At 65.9% G+C, this 19,903-nt stretch carries 20 protein-coding genes; 6 read left to right on the top strand and 14 right to left on the bottom strand.

What is annotated here, in order from left to right:
* Window positions 1-92 precede the first annotated feature (92 nt).
* Entirely contained in the window at window positions 93-1,001 is a 909-nt protein-coding gene (locus tag P0086_RS08245; RefSeq protein ID WP_112595078.1) for a DMT family transporter, read from the top strand.
* A gap of 64 nt (window positions 1,002-1,065) precedes the next feature.
* Here the strand turns inward: P0086_RS08245 and P0086_RS08240 are convergent, their stop codons facing one another.
* A complete protein-coding gene (locus P0086_RS08240; RefSeq protein WP_148191040.1) occupies window positions 1,066-1,833 on the bottom strand; it encodes a hypothetical protein in 768 nt (255 codons plus the stop codon).
* A gap of 87 nt (window positions 1,834-1,920) precedes the next feature.
* Window positions 1,921-2,415 carry a hypothetical protein gene (locus tag P0086_RS08235; protein WP_148191038.1) on the bottom strand — a complete coding sequence of 165 codons (495 nt, stop codon included), beginning with the start codon at window positions 2,413-2,415 and terminating at the stop codon, window positions 1,921-1,923.
* Window positions 2,416-2,513: 98 nt separating this feature from the next.
* Here P0086_RS08235 and P0086_RS08230 point away from each other — a divergent pair, with 98 nt between their 5' ends.
* Entirely contained in the window at window positions 2,514-3,386 is an 873-nt protein-coding gene (locus tag P0086_RS08230; protein WP_148191036.1) for a LysR family transcriptional regulator, read from the top strand.
* 38 nt (window positions 3,387-3,424) lie between these two features.
* On the opposite strand, the gene P0086_RS08225 is transcribed toward P0086_RS08230, so the two are convergent.
* From P0086_RS08225 to P0086_RS08210, 4 genes are all read right to left on the bottom strand, one after another.
* On the bottom strand, window positions 3,425-4,183 hold the full coding sequence (locus P0086_RS08225; protein ID WP_148191034.1) for a phosphatase PAP2 family protein: 759 nt from the start codon (window positions 4,181-4,183) through the stop codon (window positions 3,425-3,427).
* A 127-nt stretch (window positions 4,184-4,310) separates the two neighbouring features.
* Window positions 4,311-5,639: an ATP-binding protein gene (locus P0086_RS08220; protein ID WP_148191032.1), complete on the bottom strand. Its 1,329-nt coding sequence runs from the start codon at window positions 5,637-5,639 to the stop codon at window positions 4,311-4,313.
* A 31-nt stretch (window positions 5,640-5,670) separates the two neighbouring features.
* Complete coding sequence (locus tag P0086_RS08215) at window positions 5,671-6,402, bottom strand: response regulator transcription factor (RefSeq protein WP_148191031.1); 732 nt, start codon at window positions 6,400-6,402, stop codon at window positions 5,671-5,673.
* Between the two features lie 110 nt (window positions 6,403-6,512).
* Window positions 6,513-6,839 (bottom strand): hypothetical protein, encoded by a 327-nt coding sequence (locus tag P0086_RS08210; protein ID WP_148191029.1) that lies wholly within the window; start codon window positions 6,837-6,839, stop codon window positions 6,513-6,515.
* A gap of 386 nt (window positions 6,840-7,225) precedes the next feature.
* Here P0086_RS08210 and P0086_RS08205 point away from each other — a divergent pair, with 386 nt between their 5' ends.
* Both P0086_RS08205 and P0086_RS08200 read left to right on the top strand, forming a co-directional pair.
* The gene (locus P0086_RS08205) at window positions 7,226-8,623 is read left to right on the top strand and encodes an aspartate aminotransferase family protein (protein ID WP_275784489.1); all 1,398 of its coding nucleotides are present in this window, start codon (window positions 7,226-7,228) and stop codon (window positions 8,621-8,623) included.
* On the top strand, window positions 8,620-10,008 hold the full coding sequence (locus tag P0086_RS08200; protein ID WP_148150359.1) for a glutamine synthetase family protein: 1,389 nt from the start codon (window positions 8,620-8,622) through the stop codon (window positions 10,006-10,008). The genes P0086_RS08205 and P0086_RS08200 overlap by 4 nt, the downstream gene beginning before the upstream one ends.
* Before the next feature lie 37 nt (window positions 10,009-10,045).
* Here the strand turns inward: P0086_RS08200 and P0086_RS08195 are convergent, their stop codons facing one another.
* The 5 genes from P0086_RS08195 to P0086_RS08175 all read right to left on the bottom strand — a co-directional run bounded on the left by P0086_RS08195 (window position 10,046) and on the right by P0086_RS08175 (window position 15,231).
* Window positions 10,046-10,528 carry a nuclear transport factor 2 family protein gene (locus P0086_RS08195; RefSeq protein WP_112594752.1) on the bottom strand — a complete coding sequence of 161 codons (483 nt, stop codon included), beginning with the start codon at window positions 10,526-10,528 and terminating at the stop codon, window positions 10,046-10,048.
* A gap of 137 nt (window positions 10,529-10,665) precedes the next feature.
* A complete protein-coding gene (locus tag P0086_RS08190) occupies window positions 10,666-11,808 on the bottom strand; it encodes an alpha-hydroxy acid oxidase (protein WP_112594750.1) in 1,143 nt (380 codons plus the stop codon).
* A gap of 66 nt (window positions 11,809-11,874) precedes the next feature.
* The gene (locus P0086_RS08185) at window positions 11,875-13,152 is read right to left on the bottom strand and encodes an L-fuconate dehydratase (RefSeq protein ID WP_148191025.1); all 1,278 of its coding nucleotides are present in this window, start codon (window positions 13,150-13,152) and stop codon (window positions 11,875-11,877) included.
* 157 nt (window positions 13,153-13,309) lie between these two features.
* Window positions 13,310-14,155: a response regulator gene (locus tag P0086_RS08180; RefSeq protein ID WP_275784484.1), complete on the bottom strand. Its 846-nt coding sequence runs from the start codon at window positions 14,153-14,155 to the stop codon at window positions 13,310-13,312.
* Window positions 14,156-14,400: 245 nt separating this feature from the next.
* Window positions 14,401-15,231: an alpha/beta hydrolase gene (locus P0086_RS08175; RefSeq protein WP_148191023.1), complete on the bottom strand. Its 831-nt coding sequence runs from the start codon at window positions 15,229-15,231 to the stop codon at window positions 14,401-14,403.
* Window positions 15,232-15,471: 240 nt separating this feature from the next.
* Between P0086_RS08175 and P0086_RS08170 the strand changes: the two genes are divergently transcribed.
* Together P0086_RS08170 and P0086_RS08165 are read left to right on the top strand one after the other, a co-directional pair.
* Entirely contained in the window at window positions 15,472-15,654 is a 183-nt protein-coding gene (locus tag P0086_RS08170; RefSeq protein WP_148191021.1) for a hypothetical protein, read from the top strand.
* A gap of 161 nt (window positions 15,655-15,815) precedes the next feature.
* Window positions 15,816-16,652 (top strand): amidohydrolase, encoded by an 837-nt coding sequence (locus tag P0086_RS08165; RefSeq protein WP_148191019.1) that lies wholly within the window; start codon window positions 15,816-15,818, stop codon window positions 16,650-16,652.
* A 64-nt stretch (window positions 16,653-16,716) separates the two neighbouring features.
* Here P0086_RS08165 and P0086_RS08160 read toward each other — a convergent pair whose 3' ends face one another.
* The 3 genes from P0086_RS08160 to P0086_RS08150 all read right to left on the bottom strand — a co-directional run bounded on the left by P0086_RS08160 (window position 16,717) and on the right by P0086_RS08150 (window position 19,896).
* Entirely contained in the window at window positions 16,717-16,887 is a 171-nt protein-coding gene (locus tag P0086_RS08160; protein ID WP_162702321.1) for a hypothetical protein, read from the bottom strand.
* A gap of 232 nt (window positions 16,888-17,119) precedes the next feature.
* Window positions 17,120-18,307: a saccharopine dehydrogenase NADP-binding domain-containing protein gene (locus P0086_RS08155; protein ID WP_112613120.1), complete on the bottom strand. Its 1,188-nt coding sequence runs from the start codon at window positions 18,305-18,307 to the stop codon at window positions 17,120-17,122.
* An 83-nt stretch (window positions 18,308-18,390) separates the two neighbouring features.
* Window positions 18,391-19,896: an aldehyde dehydrogenase family protein gene (locus P0086_RS08150; RefSeq protein WP_148191017.1), complete on the bottom strand. Its 1,506-nt coding sequence runs from the start codon at window positions 19,894-19,896 to the stop codon at window positions 18,391-18,393.
* Window positions 19,897-19,903: the final 7 nt, after the last annotated feature.

Here is a 19,903-nt window from a genome sequence, read left to right as displayed (position 1 = left end):
ATTGAGGGGCCGGAATGTGGGACAGCCGGTGATCCCATTCTCGCTGCGGGCAGGTCCATGCCGGCGCGACGCCAAACCGCCGGACCTCGATCATGACGGACGTCACAGCCCCTTCCCTTTCCCATGCCGGCGGAACGCGCCTCGGCGTGGCCCTGATGCTGCTCGGCATGGTGATGTTCACCCTGAACGACGTGCTCGGGAAATGGCTCGTCGCGACCTATTCGGCCCAGCAGGTCATGCTGATCCGCAGCCTTGCGGCCCTCGCGGTGCTGCTTCCCTTCTTCTGGCGCCATGGCTGGCACCGGATCGTGCGGGTCGACCGTCCGCGCCTGCAGGTGCTGCGCGCCCTGCTCTCCGCCGTCGAGGCGACCGCCTTCTACTTCGCCGTCGCCTACATGCCGCTGGCCGATGCCATGACCTACTGGCTGGCCGCGCCGATCTATGTCGCCGCTCTTTCCCCGCTGATGCTCGGCGAGCACGTCGGCTGGCGGCGCTGGACGGCGATCCTGATCGGCTTTGCCGGCGTGGTCATCGCGCTCGAGCCGTCTGCGGAAAGCCTGAAGCTGCCCGCCCTGATCGCGCTCGGCGGCAGCGTCGCCTATTCCTTCGCGATCATCTTCAGCCGCTCGCTCAGGGCGACGCCGGATACGACGCTGGTCTTCTGGCAGATGGCGGCCGCGGTGGTCGTTTCGATCGCCGGCATCGCCGTCCACCCGGAGAACTGGACGCCGGTGCCGCCGCTCGACCTCGCTCTCCTTAGCCTGCTCGGCATCGTCGCGATGAGCGCGCACATGCTGGTGAACCGGTCGCTGAAGCTCGCCGACGCCGCAACCGTGGTGCCGCTGCAGTACACGCTGCTGATCTGGGCGGTGCTGTTCGGCTGGCTGTTCTTCGGCGACGTGCCGCGCGCCGCGATGATGATCGGCGCCGGCTGCATCGTCGCCTCCGGCCTGTTCATCTTCTTCCGCGAACAGAAGCTCGCCCGCGCCGCGCGGCGCTGAACGCCGCAGCCTTGCGGGCCTGTCTCCCGTCGCCGGACCAGGATCGACCGCCCAGGGGCAGGACTTAGTTCGCCATCGCCCGCCGAACTGGATCCGCCAGCCAGTTCACCAGCACCGCGTCGACGGCATCGACGTCGCTGTTCATGGTCTCGATGATCTGCTCAATCTGCTTGGCGGCTTCCGCCTCCCTGCCCTGCAGACTGGTCGACAGGGCCATCATGTTCGCGCCATCCGATGCCGGCAGCTCGGAGATCTTTCGCTGCGCGTCGGTGCAGAATTGCGCGTAGTCCGCGTTGATCGTCCCGATCTGCTGCACGGTGCGGTCCATCAGGCCGACGACGTCGTCGGTCACGATAGGAGGGGCATCCGAGGAAAGCTCCAGTTGCAGGGTCCGGGCGTCCTCCACGAGCTTTGCGCGGGTGGCCTCCAGCTCGTTCCTGCCGTCCTTCAGCGCCCTCGACCTGACGAATTCGTCCGGGGCCTTCGCGATGCCCGCGAGACCGCCGACGTTGCAGTCGCCAGGAACGACGATGGCTTGGACCAGCAGCGCGGCCTTCTCCTGCCGCTCGCGGATCGTCGTCTCGTACGCCTCGGTGAAATCCGCAAACGGCCTGGAAAGCTGATGCTGGATGGCCTGCATCGCGTCCTGTTTGGACTGTTCGATCGCGAGTGCTGCCTCCATGTCATCCGCATCCTCCTCGGCGGCTTGGACCGGCGTGGCGGCGTCGGGCGCGTCCCGATCGATGGCGGCAGGCATGCCGATGAAAAGCAGAAAGGCGGCTGCGGCAAAAAGGGCGGCTACAAGAAGGCGGGTTCGCCAGATGCGGGTCATGACGGATCTTTCGGATCTTGAGTTGTTCGGAAGGAGAGGTCGCCTGTCGAAGGCACCGGTTGCCACAAAAGCGGGTTCAGGCGCCGGTTAGCGTGAGAGCCATGCCGGGGCAGGCTGGCCCGGCCGGAAATCCTTGCACTCCGGAATCGACGGCTGATAGCTGCAGGCCTCCATCAGGTTCTTCCTGGTCTCGGCCTGCATGAGGGGAAGATCGTCCTGGAACTGCTTCGTCCGCTGCATGGTATCCATCATCACGGCCGTCTTGGCCAGACCGGTCGGATCGACGCCGGCAGCCATCATCTTCTTGTTGGATGCCTGCAGCGCGTTCAGGTTCTGCATCGCATCCTCCTGGGTTCTCGGCTTCGATCCGGCCCCGGTTGCGGCCGCGGACGAACCACCGCCCTGACAGCCCGACAGGGCGAACACGGAAACGACAAGCCCAACCCAGAGGCATCGAGACATCGGCAACGGCTCCCACGACCTCCGAGCCGGCCTCCCGGAACGGACCATGGCACTCGCGCAGCGGCCAACGCTCATGCCGTCATCGGTGACGATGCCGGAATACTGGTCACGCTGTGTCATATCTTCCTCTTCACTTGCCAAGAGATCGGCGGTTTGACAGCGGATCTCCGCACAGACTAGACGGTCTTTTCTGACGTTTGCGATCGGAAAACTGGACAATGGCGAAACTAGACAATCTGGCCACGTTCATCGAGGTGGTGAAAAGGGGCGGGTTTGCATCGGCAGCACGCAGCCTCGGCCTGCCGCGGTCGACAGTGAGCCTGCGGGTCAAGTCCCTCGAGGATCAACTCGACACCCGGCTGTTGCGGCGCTCCACCCGTGCGATTTCGCTCACGGACGACGGACGTGCCCTCTATGACCGGATCGAGGAGCCGTTTTCGATGCTCGATCAGGCGCTCGATCAGATCAGCGATGGCCGCGACACGCTGCGCGGCACGATCCGGCTGACGGCGCCGGCCGATTTCCCGTACGCGCCTCTGGCCGAGGCCATGACGTCGTTTCGCAGAATCCATCCGGACGTCCGCTTCGACGTGAAGCTGACCAACGATGTCCTCGACATGATCGAGGAGAACATCGATCTGGCCATCCGGATCGGAGCGTCCAGCGGCCAGTGCGTCGTCATCCGGAAACTGGTCGAATTTCACGTCGGTTTCTTCGCCCATCCCGACTGGATCGCCGAGAATGGCGAGCCGGACAGTCTGTCGGATGTGCAGGCGCTGTTCCTGCCGCTGGAGACGACCCGGGAACTCGTGGCGGATTGCATGACGGAAGGGACAAGCTTCCCGCAGGCCGCCGTCGAGGTGAACAGCTTCCTGATGATCCGGGAGCTGGCGCTGCTCGGTCACGGCGTCGGCCTTCTTCCCTGCGGCATCTGCGAGAAGGATGTGTCGACAGGAGTGCTACGGCAGGTCCTGGCGGGCACGATCCGCAGGCCGATCGCCCTCAACATGTCTTTTTCGACACGTGGGGACATCACGCCGCGCGTGAGAGCCTTCAGTGATCATCTGGCAAAGGCCTTCGGTTTGCGGTGACCGGGCCGCTTTGGCGCGGTCTCCGGAGGCATGCCCCCCTATGCCCGCCGGTCGACAAAGCTGCCGATCGGGCCCTGCAGGGCTGCTCTCGCGGCCAGCATGATCGCCAGCGTGATTAGCACCGACAGCACCACATCGGACAGGAAGTGAGCGCCGACCGCGATCCGGTTGAGACCGAGTGCTGCGGCCGTCATGCAGATCACCCCGCCGGCCGCACGCCGCAGGAAGGACGACGCCGGCGAGAACAGCGCCAACATGGAATACATGGCGATGGCACCCGCGGCTTCTCCCGACGTGAACGAGCAGTTCGTCTGGCACGCATCGGACATGACCCATGCGGAGGTGAAGCCGCTGTCGCCGCCGAACTCCCACACGTCACGCGGCCTGGCCCGCCCGATCGTTTCCTTGAGGATCTCGTTGACGACGAGCCCCACCCCCAATCCGTAGGTCGCGATCGGCACCAGCGCATCGCGGGCCCGGATTCCGAGACGCGCGCGAAAGCGACGCGATATCAAGGACAGCAGTGCGACGATCACGATGAAGCCGCCGACGCCCACCGGCACGGTCCGGAAGGCCTCCAGAAGCGCGTTGTCGGCCAGCGGAAAACGCTCCCCGTCGAAGAACAGGCGCGAGAATTCGAGATCGAGCTGGGGAAACACCGCAAAGACGGCACTGGCCGCGACGAGCAGCAGAAGCACGGTGGAGAGATGTCTTTCCAGCGCGTCGGCGCCGCGGCCGCGCGACGCCTCCGGCTCGGATAAATTTATGAACCCATGGACTTTTTTCGAACTGGACATGCCGGGCCGCTCCGTTGAGAACCGGCCCGAAGAACTACGGCAGCGCCCGCCGCTTGCGCGCAATGTTATGTTACGAATTGTTGCCGGAGGTTGCGGCGGCGCCCGGTGCGTGAGGCGATCGGCCCGATCACGGGCGGACGGGCAGGATCATCCGCGCGATCAGCCCGTTCGGCTGCCGGGCCTGCAGTTCCAGGCGGCCGTGATGGGCCTCGACGATTTCGGACACGATCGAGAGCCCGAGCCCGAAGCCCGTGTCGCCGCTGCGCGCGCTGTCGGCCTTGTAGAAGGGTTCGAGGACGTTCCCGAGATGCTCCTCGGGAATGCCGGGGCCGTCGTCTGCGACATCGATGACGATGCCTCCAGCGTTCGAGCGCAGTTCGACGGTGACGTTGTCGCCGAACTTCGTCGCGTTCTCGCAGAGGTTCGTGAGGGCACGCGCGATGGCGAGCGGCCGAAAAGCCGCAATCAGCCGGTTGGGACCGGAATAGGTCACCTGGTGTCCGACGTCGCAGAATTCGTTGCAGATCGTTTGGAGCGTCGCCGCCAGGTCGGCGCGTTCGACCGCCTCGCGCTGGTGGGTATCGCGCAGATAGCTGAGGCTCTCCTTCAGCAGGCGGTCGAGATGGTCAACATCTGCCAGAAGCGCCTCGCGCACATCCGGTTGCGGCAGTTGCTCGATCCGCAGCCTCAGCCTCGTCAGCGGCGTTCGCAGGTCGTGGCTTATGCCGCGCAGCATCCGTGTCCGCGATTCCAGCATCGTCGCGATCCGACCGCGCATCTGGTTGAGCGCGCGCGCCACGGCAACGATCTCGACGCTGCCGCGCTCCTCGAAGATCGTCGGTCCCGGGAGGAGATCGGCATCTCTTGCGGTCGAAGCGATGCGCCGCAACGGCCGCGTGATCGCCCCTACGGAGAAGACCGAAAACAGCCCGATGAGCGTGACCAGCGACACGACATAGTACGATCCTTGCTGCACGACCTCGACACGAAACAGGGCGGTCGGCAGGTTTCCCAAGACGACCATGGTCCGATCATCGACCTTGGCGGCCACCACACGGCGCCCCTCGTAGAACGTCCTCCACCCTCCCAGCGGCCTTTGCGCGCCATCGGAAGGAAAGAAGGTATCGATGACGCTATCGTAGAGGCCTTCCGACGATGACGACGTCGTGAATGCGTCCGCAAGCGAGAGCGGCTGCAGAGTGACGTCCCAACCGCTCCTCCGCGCCGTGTCGAGCAGAACTTCGCGCTCGGCAGGCGTTGCAGCCTTCAGGATGGTAGCAAGCGCATGGACCCGCCCGGCCATGTCTTCCATGTCCAGAAATCCGGTCTCCCGGCGCGACCAGCGCTCCACCACCGGGCCGCCGATGATGACGACGAGCAGGCCGAGAAGCACGATGGCCGTGATCTGCCCGTGCACGGTCGAGAACCAGAAGGGAAGGCGGGGACGGAATTTCATGTCGCTCTCGAGATCCGGTGGCACGGCAGGTTCATGGCAGCCCGAGCTCTTCGACGTGCGCGGTGAAGATGTAGCCGCCGAGCCGCACGGTCTGGAGGAGCTTCGGCTCCCGGGGGTCGGGTTCGATCTTCTGGCGCAGGCGGCTGATATGGACGTCGATGCTTCGCTCGATCGGGCCTGCAAGGCCGGAATGGGTCAGAGTCAGCAGCTCCTCGCGGGAAATCACCCGGCCCGGATTGCGGCAGAAGGCCAGCAGCAGATCGAACTCGGTGGTCGTGAGCGCCATGCGCGCACTGCTCGGATCGTGAAGCTGGCGGCGCAGCGGATCGAGCCGCCAGCCATCGAAGACCAGCGGACGCCGGCTCGAAGAGGCGACCAGACCGTAGGAGGCGCGCCGCAGAAGGCTGCGAATGCGCGCGACCACCTCACGCGGGCTGAAGGGCTTGGTGATGTAGTCATCGGCGCCGACCTCGAGACCCACGATCCGGTCGACCTCCTCTCCCAATGCGGTGAGAAGGATGATCGGGGTCGTGCTCTCGGCGCGAATGCGCCGGCAGATCGTCAGCCCGTCCTCCCCCGGCAACATGACATCGAGGACGATGAGGTCGCAGGCCATGCTGCGAAGGTGGGACTGGATGCGGCTGCCATCCTCGAGGACCGTCGCGTGCATGCCGTTTTCCTGCATGGTGAGGGCAAGAAGCTTTCCGATGTCCGGATCGTCCTCGACGATCAGTATGTGCGCGCCGGCGGAATTCTGCTGCATGCCTGCTCCATGATTGAACCCGCTCCCGTATGCGCGAGCATCGGATGCCCCGATATGTTCCGGCTATTGCCATCGAAGGCAAGCCGCGAAGTGACCGCCCCCCGTCCCGGCTACTTGAATTGATGCCGCTCCACATAGCGCAGGCGCCCGAGAAAGGCCTCGACGTCGAACCTGGCGCCCGCGGTGCCCGTCTCGCGCATCGGGTCCGACAATCCGTAGATGAAGGCATCGATGTTGATGGCGGGCAGGTTCGCATGCGCACGCGCCATCCCGACCAGCGGCGTTTCGGTCACGATCGCCGCATAAGCCTCCCGCCGCAGCGCCTCGCGCAAGGAACCCGGGTCCGACACGCAGGTCACATCGTGGCCCCCGGCGCGGATGATGCTGGAAATGGCTTCGGCAACAGGCGCTCGGTACGACAGAAGCAGGAGATTCAACCAGATCAAACCTCGGTGACCACGACAATTCCGGATGGGAAACTGCAGTTATTCGTCGACATGAGCGTCAACGTCCCGGAGATCACAGGCGGACACGCCAATCCCCGCCGGCTCCAGGGGATCACGCCCCCGAGCAGTTCGGCCCACGCCGGGACTGACTTACAGCCCGGGCTGGCACGGATGTGCAAAGAATTGTTACGAAATGTTTCGGACGGCGTCGGCCGCAGCCTTGCGACAGGCGGCCGCCATGGCCACCGGAACAGGTTGCCCGGCAACCCACAGACACATTGACCGATGCGATCACAATTCAATATAAGTGATCACATTAGCCGACCGAGACCGAAAAGGCGGGCCGGTCGCGGCACGGGCTTCGAGGAGTGTGCTTCATGCTGACGGGGGTAGCGGAAACGCCGGTGCGGATGGCCGATCTCGAGGCCCGCGCGGCGGCATTGATCGAGAAGGAACGGAGCGTGTTCGCAAGCCGGCGGCCGCGGACGGCCGCCGTCCACGCCGCGGCAGGGCCCGGCTTCTTCGACGGGGTGCCGCAGCACTGGATGCTCGATTGGCCGACGCCCTTCCCGCCGGTCATCGACACCGCCGCCGGGGTCACGCTGACCGATATCGACGGCAATTCCGTCACCGATCTCTGCCTCGGCGACACCGGGGCGATGTTCGGGCACGGGCCGGAGCCCGTGCTGCGGGCGCTTGCCGATGCCGGCCGGCGCGGGTTGACGACGATGCTTCCCTCTTCCGACGCTGCCGTGGTGGGCCGCCTGCTCGCCGAGCGCTTCGGCCTGCCGCGCTGGCAGCTCGCCGCGACGGCGAGCGACGCCAACCGCTTCGCCATCCGCATCGCCCGCGCGGTGACCGGCCGGGCGAGGCTGCTCGTCTTCGACGGCTGCTATCACGGCGCGGTCGATGACACGCTCGTCGACCTTGTGGACGGGCGGACGGTCTCGCGCCGCAACCTCTTGGGCCAGGTGCGCGATCTCGGGGACCTGACCGTCTCGGTTCCCTTCAACGACGAGGCCGCCCTTGCGGCGGCGCTCGCCGGCGGCGACATCGCCTGCGTGCTGGCCGAACCGGTGATGACCAATTGCGGCATGATCCTGCCCGATCCGGGCTTCCATGCGACGCTGCGGCGGCTGACCCGCGAGGCCGGCACGCTGCTTTTGATCGACGAGACGCACACGATCTCCAGCGGTCCGGGCGGCTACACGCGCCTGCACGGGCTGGAGCCGGACCTGATGGTGATGGGCAAGCCGATCGGCGGGGGCATTCCCGTCAGCGTCTGGGGCATGACGGAGGCGGTGTCCGACCGCCTGCGCGCCGTGCGCAGCCTGCAGAGCGGCCACGGTCATTCCGGCATCGGCACGACCCTGTCCGGCAGCGCGATCCAGCTCGCCTGCCTGCGCGCCTGTCTCGAGGAGGTGATGACCGACGAGGCCTATCGCATCATGAACGCCCGCGCCGACCGGATCGAGACCGGCTTCAGGACGGCGATCGCCGCGAACGGCCTCGGCTGGACGGTGTCGCGCGTCGGGGCGCGGATCGAGGTGGTGTTCTCGCCGCGGCCGGTGCGCAATGCGCAGGAGGCACGGGAAGCGGCGTCCGACACGATCGAACAGGCGCTGCATCTCGCCATGCTCAATCTCGGCTATCTCCTCACCCCGTTCCACAATATGGTCCTCGTCAGCCCGGCGCTTTCGGCCGGGCAGGCCGACGGGCTGGTGGGGGCATTCGGCAGCGTGCTGGCACGGCTGAGCGGGAGGGAACAGGCATGACGACGGATACCGCCGCCCGGCCGGAGGGCGTGGCCGACATCGCCGAGGCCGAGGCTTTCCTGGCCGCGCACCCCGAGATCGGGTCGTTCGATCTCGTCCTGATCGACCTCAACGGCATTGCCCGCGGCAAGATCATCCGCCGCCACGAGCTGCTGGCGATCTTCCGTTCCGGCCGCCACCTGCCGGGGTCGATCCTCGGCCTGGACGTCTCCGGGGAGGATGTGGAGGAGACGGGCCTCGTCTGGTCCGACGGCGATGCCGACCGGCGCGCCTGGCCCGTTCCCGGCTCGCTCGTGCCCCTGCCCTGGACCGATCCGCCGCGCGGCGAGGTGCGGCTGGCGCTCTACGAGCTCGACGGCACGCCGATGGCGGCCGATCCGCGGCATGCCTTGGCCCGGCGGGACGCCATGCTGCGCGCGGAAGGGTTTCACCCGGTGCTCGCCTATGAGCTCGAATTCTACCTGCTCGACCGCGAGCGGGATGCCGCCGGCCATTTCCAGCCGCTGCGGCTGCCGCTCACCGGCGAGCGGCCGGAGGGCATCCAGGTCTACGGGGTCAGCGAGCTCGATCGGCTGGAGCCGTTCATCGACGCGGTCTACCGCGCCGCCGAGGCGCAAGGCCTGCCCGTCGAGACGATGATCTCGGAATATGCGCAGGGGCAGTTCGAGCTGACGCTGCGCCACGGCAAGGCGCTGCGGGCGGCGGACGACCTCGCCATGCTCAAGCGCCTGCTGCGCGCCGTCGCGGTCCGCCACGGCATGATGGCCTGCTTCATGGCCAAGCCGTTTGCCGGCCGCGCCGGATCGGGCATGCATGTGCATGCGAGCCTCACGGACGAAACCGGCGAGAACCTCTTTGCCGATCGCGGCGGCGACCTGTCGCCGATGCTGACGCAGGCGGTGGCCGGGCTGCTTCAGACGATGGAGGAATCCATGCTCGTCTTTGCGCCCCACCTCAACTCCTGGCGGCGGTTCGCGGCGCAGAGCTATGCGCCGACCGCGCCCACCTGGGGCACCAACAACCGCTCGGTCGCCGTGCGCATCCCGGCCGGGCCCGCTGCCGGCCGCCACCTCGAGCAGCGCGCCGCCGGCATCGACGCCAATCCCTATCTCGTCGGCGCCACCGTGCTTGCGGCCATGCAGCGGGGGATCGCGGCCAGGGCCGATCCGGGCGGCCAGACGACCGCCTATGCCGAAGGCGCGGACGATCAGCTTGCCCCCGACTGGCGCAGCGCCATCGAGAAGGCGGCAGGCTCCGCCTTCCTGAAGGAGGCCCTCGGCGAGCGGCTGCATTTCGTCCTGCTTGCGTTGAAGCGTGCGGAATACCGCCGCTTCGCCGCCGAGGTCACCGCGCTGGAGCGCGCGCTCTACGGCGAAGTCGTCTGAGCCGACTCCGGGGCCGCAAGGGCGAACCGCCGGAAGATCAGGCGTTGGGCCGCTCGTCCGCAAGCGGATCGACCGGCATGGCCGAAACGCCGGTCCAGATGCCGGACGGCTTGACGAAGCCGACCATCTCCGCCGCCATCAGCGTATCCACGAACTCGGTGTATTCGATGATGCGGCCGTCCTCGAAGGTCAGCTTGTCCATCATCTCGGTATCGATGAAGATATCCTTCGGAATGAAGCGGATCGGTCCGCTGCGGTGGACCAGCACGGTGTCCCCGTCCACATGGACGCTCTCGACCTCCATGTCGGAAAGATCCCAGGTTGCCATCAGGTCGCTGAACCGTGCCCTGATCTCCGTCTCGCCCTCGACCATGTGGGTCAAAGGGCCGAGCCTGTAGCTGCCGGTGATGCGGAAGCTGGCCCTTGGATCGACGCAATCCATGATCGCGTCGATGTCATTGTCGTTACGTGCCCTGTAGAACGCGCGGACAGTCCTTTCGAGTTGTCTGCGATCCGTCATGGATGCTTCCCTCCGTTAGAACGAAGGGAGTTTGCGCCCCTTTGGCGGCCCTCGCAATTCCGGACGCCCCATCAAAAAGGATTAGCTTAAACTAATGTTAATCGATGGAGCGATTCCGGACGGCCCTGACCAGGGCCTCAGACGGCCTGGTGGAGGTTGCGGCGCGACAGGTTGCGGACGTCGCGCTCGCCGCACAGCGCCATGGTGATGTCGAGTTCCTTGCGGATGATCTCCAGCGCCTGCTTCACCCCGGACCTGCCACCGGCACCGAGCCCGTAGAGGAACGGCCGGCCGATATAGGTGCCCTTCGCGCCGTAGCACAGCGCCTTGAGCACGTCCTGCCCCGAGCGGACGCCGCCGTCGAGATGCACCTCGACATGGCCGCCGACCGCATCGACGATCCGCGGCAGCATGCTGATCGATGAGGGGGCGCCGTCGAGCTGCCGGCCTCCGTGGTTGGAGACGATGATCGCGTCCGCGCCCGTCGAGACCGCCATGCGCGCATCCTCCTCGTCGAGGATGCCCTTGAGGATCAGCTTGCCGCCCCAGCGCTCCTTGATCCAGGCCACGTCCTTCCAGGAGAGCTGCGGATCGAACTGCTCGGAGGTCCACACCGACAGCGACGACAGATCGGTGACGCTCTTGGCATGGCCGACGATGTTGCCGAAGGTGCGCCGCTTCGTGCCCAGCATCTGCATGCACCACAGCGGCCGCGTCGCCATCTGCCAGATATGCTTCGGCGTGAACTTCGGCGGCGCCGAAAGGCCGTTGCGGATGTCCTTGTGACGCTGGCCGAGGATCTGCAGATCCAGCGTCAGCACCAGCGCGGAGCATTTCGCCGCCTTGGCGCGATCGATCAGGTTCAGCACGAAGTCGCGGTCCTGCATCACATAGAGCTGGAACCAGAACGGCCGGGTGGTGACCGAGGCGACATCCTCGATCGAGCAGATACTCATGGTGGAGAGCGTGAAGGGGATCCCGAATTCCTCGGCCGCCTGGGCTGCCAGCATCTCGCCGTTGGCGTGCTGCATGCCGGTCAGCCCGGTGGGGGCCAGCGCCACGGGCATCGAGACCTTCTCGCCGATCATCGTCGATTCCAGCGACCGGTTCGTCATGTCGACGAGCACGCGCTGGCGCAGCTTGATCTTGTGGAAGTCCTCCTCGTTCGCCTGGTAGGTGCCTTCGGTATAGGCGCCGGAATCGGCATAGTCGAAGAACATCTTCGGTACGCGCCGCTTCGCGCGCGCCTTGAGGTCGGCAATCGTCAGGATCTGGCTCAACTCTTCCCCCTACATGCGGAGGGGCGGCCCGCCTCGCGGCGCCGCCCCGAATGCGACGATCACCTTTTAGGATCGGAACGTGAATTCGGCAATCGATTCCGGCTTCATTTCGATCGAGAAACCGGGGCGCGACGGCGGCATGTAGGCGGCGGCGCGAATGACGCAGGGATCGATGAAATGCTCGTGCAGGTGATCGACATATTCGATCACCCTGCCCTCCTTCGTGCCGGAGACGGCGACATAGTCGATCATCGACAGATGCTGGACATATTCGCACAGCCCGACGCCGCCGGCGTGCGGCCAGACCGGCAGGCCGTACTTCGCCGCAACCAGCAGCACCGACAGAACCTCGTTCAGCCCGCCCATGCGGCAGCTGTCGATCTGGACGATGTCGATCGCGCCTTCGGCGATGAACTGCTTGAACATGATGCGGTTCTGGCACATCTCGCCGGTCGCGACCTTCACCGGCCCGATCGCCTGGCGAATCTTGCGATGGCCGGCGATGTCGTCCGGGCTGGTCGGCTCCTCGATGAAGTAGGGCCGGGCGAATGCGAGCTTGTTGACCCAGTCGATCGCCTGGTCGACCTCCCAGACCTGGTTGGCGTCGATCATCAGGTAGCGATCCGGGCCGATGACCTCGCGTGCGATCGTCAGCCGGCGGATGTCGTCGTCGAGATCGCGGCCGACCTTCATCTTGACATGGTTGAAGCCGGCATCGACCGCTTCCTTGCAGAGCCGCCGCAGCTTTTCCTCCGGATAGCCGAGCCAGCCGGCCGACGTCGTGTAGCAGGCATAGCCTTCGCGCTTGAGCGTCTCGATCCGTTCCGCCTTGCCCGCTTCCGCCTTCTTCAGGATGGCGATCGCCTCGTCCCTCGTCAGCACGTCCGTCAGGTAGCGGAAGTCGACGATGTCGGCGATCTCTTCCGGCGAAAGCTCGCTGACGAGCTGCCACACCGGCTTGCCCGCCAGACGGGCGAGCAGGTCCCAGATCGCATTGACCACCGCCCCCGTCGCCAGGTGCATCGCCCCCTTGTCGGGGCCGATCCAGCGCAACTGGCTGTCCCCCGTGAGATGACGCCAGTACTTGCCGGGCGCCTTGCGGACGTCGTCGACGTCAAGGCCGACGACGAGGTGCTCCATCGCCCTGATCGCCATGCAGCAGATGTCGTTGCCGCGGCCGATCGTGAAGGTCAGCCCGTGGCCGCTGACGCCCGGCTGGTCGGTGTCGAGGATGACATAGGCGGCCGAATAGTCCGGATCCGGGTTCATCGCGTCGGAACCGTCGAGGCTCCTGGACGTCGGAAACCGCAGGTCGAACACGCGCATGCCGGTGATCCGGGTCATCTTTTCCTCCCATTCTGCGCTGCCTGCGAGGGCACACCCCGACGGCCACGGCCGGCGCGGCAGCGCTTCGACTCTCAATCTGTACTTTATACATAAAGGACACATTTTGCCCCTGTCAACAGACCGGGATGCCGACAGGCGGGGCGGATCAGCAACCTCAGTTTGTAGAGACGGGGCCGCCGGGCGCCGTGGAGACCAGAAGGTCATAGCGGCGGACGAGATCGATCAGCGAGCGGCACCCCATCTTCTTCATCATCCGTCCGCGGTGCAGTTTCACCATGATCTCGCTGACACCCAGCTCGTGCGCGATCTGCTTGTTCAAAAGACCATCGGCCACGTATTTGAAGACTTCGCGCTCGCGGGGCGTCAGCTTCTCGGCGCGCCTTCTGGCCTCCTCGGCCAGTTGCGACGCGCTTCGCCGCTCGGCGTCCAGGCGGATGGCATGCATGGCCGCCGCCACCACCTTTCCGCCGTCGAAGGGCTTGAGGAGAAAATCGGTCGCGCCGGCCTTCATCGCATCGACCGAAACGGTCACATCGGCAATTCCGGTCATGAAGACGACCGGATGCCGGCAGCCCATCTCGGAGAGCTTTGCCTGCAGTTCGAGGCCGTTGAGCCCGGGCATGTTGACGTCGAGAAGGATGCAGCCGGGCCGCTGGGGGTCGAAGCCGGCGAGAAACTCGGCCGGCCCGCCGAACGCGTTGGCCAGGATCCCGAACGAGCCGAACAGATCGACCAGCGAATCGCAAACGGTGTCGTCGTCATCGACGATGTTGATGATCGGGGTTGTTTCCGCTGCGGAAAGCCTCTGCAGCATGGCAAACCTCCTTTTGGCGATGACGGCACTCTGGCGGCTCTCATGCACCGAGGCTTTCACGCCCGGGTGGGAAAGGCGCGTGAAGCTCCCCGCCGGACTGCGCAGCGACAGGGACCGAACACGCGGCTTGTGGGACCGCCACAACGAATTGTGCATCACCCTAGGGGGCGTCGCCGGCAGCGCCAAGCTGGCGCAAAGGTTAGGTCGGCTGGGACGACCGGACAGGCGCGCGCATGACTTCATCGAAGGGCGGCCAACCGGGACGACGGGGCGGGTGAACTTTTTCGCCTCTCCGGGTGGCGCAGGCGCAAGGCGCCGATCCCGGTGCAGTCGGAGCCGCAGGGCGTTTTCGCGATTGCCGGGACCGTGCGGGCCGAGCGGCAGCACAAGCGAGGGACGGTCACCGCGGGCGAGCGTCCCTCGCGCAAGGATCAGCCGTTTGCCTGGATGAAGGCCAGGAGATCCGCATTGATCTCGTCGGCATGTGTGGTGCACATGCCGTGCGGGTAGCCGTCATAGACCTTGAGGGTGCCGTTCTGGACCAGCTTCCACGACAGCCGGCCGGAATCGTCGATCGGCACGATCTGGTCGTCGGAGCCGTGCATCACCAGGGTCGGCACCGTGATCGCCTTCAGGTCTTCGGTGAAATCGGTCTCCGAGAATGCCTTGATGCCGTCGTACTGCGCCTTGGCGCCGCCCTCCATGCCCTGGCGCCACCAATTCTGGATCACGCCCTGCGAGACCTCGGCGTTCGGACGGTTGAAGCCGTAGAACGGGCCGCTGGCGATGTCGAGGTAGAACTGGCTGCGGTTGGCGGCGAGCTGCTTGCGGAAACCGTCGAACACCTCGATCGGCAGGCCGCCCGGATTTGCGGCCGTCTTGACCATGATCGGCGGGACGGCGCCGATCAGCACGAGCTTGGCGACCCGGCCCTTGCCGTGCCTTGCGACATAGCGCGTGGCCTCGCCGCCGCCGGTCGAGTGGCCGATATGGACGGCGTTGCGCAGATCGAGATGCTCGGTAACTGCTGCGGCGTCCGCAGCGTAGTGATCCATGTCGTGGCCGTCGCTGACCTGGCTCGAACGGCCGTGCCCGCGCCTGTCATGGGCCACGACCCGGAAGCCCTTCTCGACGAAGAACATCATCTGGGCGTCCCAATCGTCGCTGCTCAGCGGCCAGCCGTGATGGAAGACGATCGGCTGCCCCTGGCCCCAGTCCTTGTAGAATATCTCAACCCCGTCCTTTGTCTTCACCATGCCCATGTGTTGTCTCCTTTCCTTGTTGTCGTGCGTTGTGGCAGCCATTGCAAAATGCGGGAGCGCCGTGGCTACGCTCGCTCCGAGACCGAGCGCCAACACGTCCCGCCGCAGGGGACCGGTGCCCCGCGAGATGTCGTCATCTGTCATTTCATCTCTCCATGACCTGTGAGTGACGGGCCCTGGACAGCCCGCCCGGCCGGCGAGGCCAACTCGACAGGAAGAAGATGACGCAGGTTCGGCGGATTGCGCAGCTATACGTCGGTATGCGGGGGCGCCGTGCTCCGCGCCCGTTTCGATATGCCGTTCGGCGCGCAGCGCCACGCCCCGGAGGCGGGCCGCTCGCGCAGTCGCGTTTCGGCGATCCTGCCACCCAAGGAAAAGCTGCGCAATTCCAACGACATGAAAGGCCGGATCACAATCGGGTGACGTCGAGACCGGGACGATGCGATTTCCTGCCGCCAAGTCGTTGAAATCGCTCTTTCCTGTAGGACATGGCGCCCCGAATTTTCTAAAGTCGCGCGACGTGTCCGGCAGAGAGGCCCTGGGAAGGCCTGCCGACGGGAAGCGGCACCACGAGGGAGGAAGCCATGTTCATCGACACCCACCTGCACCTGATCGACCAGTCGCGGCTCGCCTATCCCTGGCTTTCGGGCGCCGGCGACCTGAACCGCGACTTCACCTATCCGGAATATGCGCAAGAGGCCAAGCGCCTCGGCATCGAGGCGGCCCTGCACATGGAGGTGGACGTGGCGACCTCGGACATCGAGGTCGAGACCGAGATGGTCCGCGGCCTCGCCGCCGCGCAGGGGGACCTGATCGCCGGCGTCATCGCCGCCTGCCGGCCGGAGGAGACGGGCTTTGCCGCCTATCTGGAAAAATGCGAGGCCGATCCCTTCGTGAAGGGTTTCCGGCGCGTCCTTCACGTCGTCCCCGACGACATTTCCGAGCAGGCGCTGTTTCGCGACAACCTCCGGCGCATGGCCGGCAGCCGGCTGACCTTCGACATCTGCATGCTGGCCCGCCAGCAGCCGCTGGCGCTCGCCCTGATCGACAGCGCCCCGGACGTCCGCTTCGTCCTCGACCATTGCGGCGTGCCCGATATCGTCTCGGGGGAACTCGACACGTGGAAGCGGGGGATCAGCGAGATCGCACGGCGGCCGAACGTGATGGCCAAGATCTCGGGCATCGTCGCCTATGCCGACCCGCAGAGCTGGACGGTCGAGACCATCCGCCCCTATGCCGAGCACATCGTTGCCAGTTTCGGCTGGGATCGCGTGGTCTGGGGGAGCGACTGGCCGGTCTGCACGAAGGGCGGCGGCCTTTCGACATGGGTGGCGGCGACCCAGGCCATCTTCGGCCCGTGCGCGCAGGACGAACGGGAAAAACTCTACCGGGGCAATGCCAGGAGGATGTGGAACCTCTGAGGTTCGCGTCGTCGCGCCGAGGGCGGGCGAATGAGAGAATGCGTGTCGGGATCGTTCAGCGGGATCAGCCGATCAGGCCGAGGACCAGCGCCGCAACGAAGAGGATGGCCGCGCCCGCGACCGCATTGCAGACAATGCCGTCGAGCGTCCGGCGCCGGACGGGCGCTCCACCTCGCGCATGCGGTTCGCGCTTGTGGCCGAAACCGGCCTTGCCGAAGGCATCCACGTTGCTCATCGTCATCATCCTTCCTCTGGAAGCCCGGCTCGCGATATCGACGCAAGCCGGACATCAGCCGGGCAGCCATGCCCGCCGGAGACCATTATAGAGAATGTCTATAAGAATGATAGGATTTATTTTTCTCTTTTCCGCCACAATCATGAACGGGCATTTTCGGCGATCTAACGAATCCGGAAAGGTTTGTCGCAACAGGGCGATGCGCGGATCGCCCTGTTGAGGATGCCCCGCCTCAGGAAACCGTCTTCGAAATCCTGAACTTCCTCTTTTCCAGCTCGGGGAAGTAGGTCGCGGCGTCGAAATAGCTCTCCGGCGCGTAGACCCCCGGCCTTTTCGGTTCCTTAAGGATGAGCTGTGCGGCGATCGCGGCGTTCATCGAGGTGCAGGCGTCGACATAGGGCGCATACATCGGGTCGGGGGAGACGACGACTTCCACGCGCACGGTGCAGGGCTTGCCGTTCCTGCGGCCCTGCCCGATCGCGAAGTGGATCTCGTGGCTTTCCTGGGCCGGAATGCGGTCGGCGTTCTTCCGGATGTTGCGCTCGATGACCTTGTTGAGCACGTCGAGCGGTTTGACGGCGACGCCACCGATTTCGACAACCTCGTCGAAATCGCCGAAGCCCGCCTTCACCAGGCCGACCCAGGCCTCGTGCTCGCGATGCGGCAGGTGCAGCTTCCATGAGAATTCCCGGATCCCCTTTTCCCGGATGCCGTCGGCCAGCGGAACGGTCAGTTGCTCGGAATGGGGCGAATGCATGAACTCGCAACGGCCCCAGGGCTCCGGCAGGTCCAGGACCTCGCGCCCGCTCATCGGCGGGCACTCGACATGCCGGCCGTCATAGAACTGCGTGCTCGGATGGGCGTACTCCGCCAGCACCGTCGAAACCGAGTAGGGCGGCACGAGGACCGGGTTCTCCTCGCCCGCAAGCTCCGCCGCCCAGTAGAGATTGATCCTGTCGATTTCGTCCAGCTCGTCGGCCACCGCCCGGCAGATCACGTTCGACATGCCGGGATCGGAGCCCGCGCCGAGGACGGCGGTGACGCCGGCCGCCTTGAAGCGCTCGTGCTCGGCGATCTGCCTGACGGTGTAGGTGCCGAGACCGCCGAGGTCCATGTAGGCGACCCGGGCGGCCAGGGCGGCCTCGAAGATCGTCATCTGGAAGCCCAGCAGCGTCGGCACGCAGTTGATGCAGATGTCGGCGCCTGAGATGGCTGCCGAAAGCGCTGCCGCATCGGTGACGTTCAGGTCCACGCATTCGATGCGCGGATCGCCGAGCTCGCCCGCCAGCGCCTGCATCTTCTCGCGCGAGGTGTCGCAGAGACGGATTTTTCCGATGTCGACGATGGCGCGGTCGGAGAGGAGGTCGCGGACGATGCCAGCGCCCATGAAGCCGGCGCCGCCGAGGATGGTGATGATCATGATGCGTGTTCCTGTCGTTCCAAATTATCGGTTTTCGCTGCCGGACCGCCCCTCCCCCGCAAGCGGGGAGAAGGGACGCCATTTCACACATGCTTGCGCCCCTCGGCCTCGTAGAACCAGTCGTCCGGATAGGGATACCACCAGTCCTGGATCACCGGCTTGTGGTCGATGATCACCATCTTGGAGCGACGGAAGGCATCGAGGCCGAGCTTCGACAGCTCGCGGCCGAGGCCGGATTTCTTCCAGCCGCCGAAGGGCAGCGCGTCATTGTCGATCAGCGGATTGTTGACCCAGACCATGCCGGCCTCCAGCCGGTCGGCCGCTTCCATCGCCTCTTCGAGCGATGTGGTGAAGACCGAGGCGCCGAGGCCGAATTCGCTGTCGTTCGCCCGGCTGATCGCCTCGTCGAAGTCCTTGACCTTCATGATCGCGGCGACCGGGCCGAAGCACTCCTCCCGCAGGATCGCCATGTCGGGGGTGCAGCCGGTCAGGATCGTCGGCTCGTAGAACCAGCCGACCGGCTCGCTTTCGGGGATCTTGCCGCCGAGGACGACGGTCGCCCCTTTCGCCTTCGCGTCCGCGACGAGGCGGATCACCTTGGCGCGCGCCGCCTCCGACACCAGCGGGCCGATCTCGGCCTTCGACAGCCCGTTGCCAATGCGAAGCCGCCTGGTCTCGGCGGCGAACCGTTCGACGAAGGCGTCGTGCACGTCTTCGACGACGAAGAAGCGCTCCGCCGAGGTGCAGACCTGGCCGGACATGTGGAAGGCCGCCGTGACCGCACCGGCGGCGGCCACCTCCAGCGGCGCATGCCGGGAAATGATCATCGGGTCGGAGCCGCCGGCCTCGATCACCGCCGGCTTCATCTGGCCGGCAGCCGCGACCGCGACCGCCCTGCCGGCCGCAACCGATCCGGTGAAGGCGACCGCATGGGTCCTGGGCGAGGCGATCAGCGCCTCGCCGAGCTCGACGCCGCCCGGCAGGCAGGCGACGAGGCCGGCCGGCAGCGCCTCGAAGACGGCCATGAACGCCAGCGTCGAAAGCGTCGTCGCCGGCGCCGGCTTGATGACGCAGCCGTTGCCGGAGGCAAGCGAAGCGGCGACGGTCCAGCACATCAGCAGGATCGGGAAGTTGAACGGCATGATGTGGACGCTGATGCCGAGCGGCTCGTAGCGGGCATGCTGGAAGGAGCCGGCCTGCGTCGTGCCGGCGACCTTGCCGGCCTCGTCGCGCGCCATCTCGGCAAAATAGCGGAAGGCACCGGCGCAGTTGGCGACCTCGCCGATCGCCTCGGGATAGGGCTTGCCCATCTCGCGCGACATCAGCTCGGCGCAGCGGCGCATGTCGGTCGCCTCGATCCGGTTGGCGATCCGGTGCAGCACGGTCGCCCGCGACTTGGCGTCGAGCTTCCGCCAGCCACGCTGGGCCGTGGTCGCCGCATCCAGGGCGGTCTCCATCTCGTCCATCGTGGTGATCGCGAACCGGCCGACCTCGGTCAGCCGCGCCGGATCGATCACCGGATGGTGCTTGCCCGCGGCAGGCACGTAGTCCGGATGCCGGTAGAAGACGGGTTCGGCGGGGTTGAACATGCTGTTG

The organism is Mycoplana sp. MJR14, from assembly GCF_029210525.1.
Lineage (GTDB): Bacteria > Pseudomonadota > Alphaproteobacteria > Rhizobiales > Rhizobiaceae > Mycoplana.
Note: the sequence above shows the minus strand (reverse complement) of the source record. Positions and strands in the feature narration are given on the sequence as shown.

Bases quoted from the DNA above. Each gene is read 5' to 3' on its own strand.
- P0086_RS08245 (WP_112595078.1), top strand. From the start codon at position 93: ATGACGGACGTCACAGCCCCTTCCCTTTCCCATGCCGGCGGAACGCGC.
- P0086_RS08235 (WP_148191038.1), bottom strand. From the start codon at position 2,415: ATGACACAGCGTGACCAGTATTCCGGCATCGTCACCGATGACGGCATG.
- P0086_RS08150 (WP_148191017.1), bottom strand. From the start codon at position 19,896: ATGTTCAACCCCGCCGAACCCGTCTTCTACCGGCATCCGGACTACGTG.
- P0086_RS08160 (WP_162702321.1), bottom strand. From the start codon at position 16,887: ATGAGCAACGTGGATGCCTTCGGCAAGGCCGGTTTCGGCCACAAGCGC.
- P0086_RS08230 (WP_148191036.1), top strand. From the start codon at position 2,514: ATGGCGAAACTAGACAATCTGGCCACGTTCATCGAGGTGGTGAAAAGG.
- P0086_RS08195 (WP_112594752.1), bottom strand. From the start codon at position 10,528: ATGACGGATCGCAGACAACTCGAAAGGACTGTCCGCGCGTTCTACAGG.
- P0086_RS08165 (WP_148191019.1), top strand. From the start codon at position 15,816: ATGTTCATCGACACCCACCTGCACCTGATCGACCAGTCGCGGCTCGCC.
- P0086_RS08200 (WP_148150359.1), top strand. From the start codon at position 8,620: ATGACGACGGATACCGCCGCCCGGCCGGAGGGCGTGGCCGACATCGCC.
- P0086_RS08205 (WP_275784489.1), top strand. From the start codon at position 7,226: ATGCTGACGGGGGTAGCGGAAACGCCGGTGCGGATGGCCGATCTCGAG.
- P0086_RS08175 (WP_148191023.1), bottom strand. From the start codon at position 15,231: ATGGGCATGGTGAAGACAAAGGACGGGGTTGAGATATTCTACAAGGAC.
- P0086_RS08185 (WP_148191025.1), bottom strand. From the start codon at position 13,152: ATGACCCGGATCACCGGCATGCGCGTGTTCGACCTGCGGTTTCCGACG.
- P0086_RS08155 (WP_112613120.1), bottom strand. From the start codon at position 18,307: ATGATCATCACCATCCTCGGCGGCGCCGGCTTCATGGGCGCTGGCATC.
- P0086_RS08225 (WP_148191034.1), bottom strand. From the start codon at position 4,183: ATGTCCAGTTCGAAAAAAGTCCATGGGTTCATAAATTTATCCGAGCCG.
- P0086_RS08220 (WP_148191032.1), bottom strand. From the start codon at position 5,639: ATGAAATTCCGTCCCCGCCTTCCCTTCTGGTTCTCGACCGTGCACGGG.
- P0086_RS08215 (WP_148191031.1), bottom strand. From the start codon at position 6,402: ATGCAGCAGAATTCCGCCGGCGCGCACATACTGATCGTCGAGGACGAT.
- P0086_RS08240 (WP_148191040.1), bottom strand. From the start codon at position 1,833: ATGACCCGCATCTGGCGAACCCGCCTTCTTGTAGCCGCCCTTTTTGCC.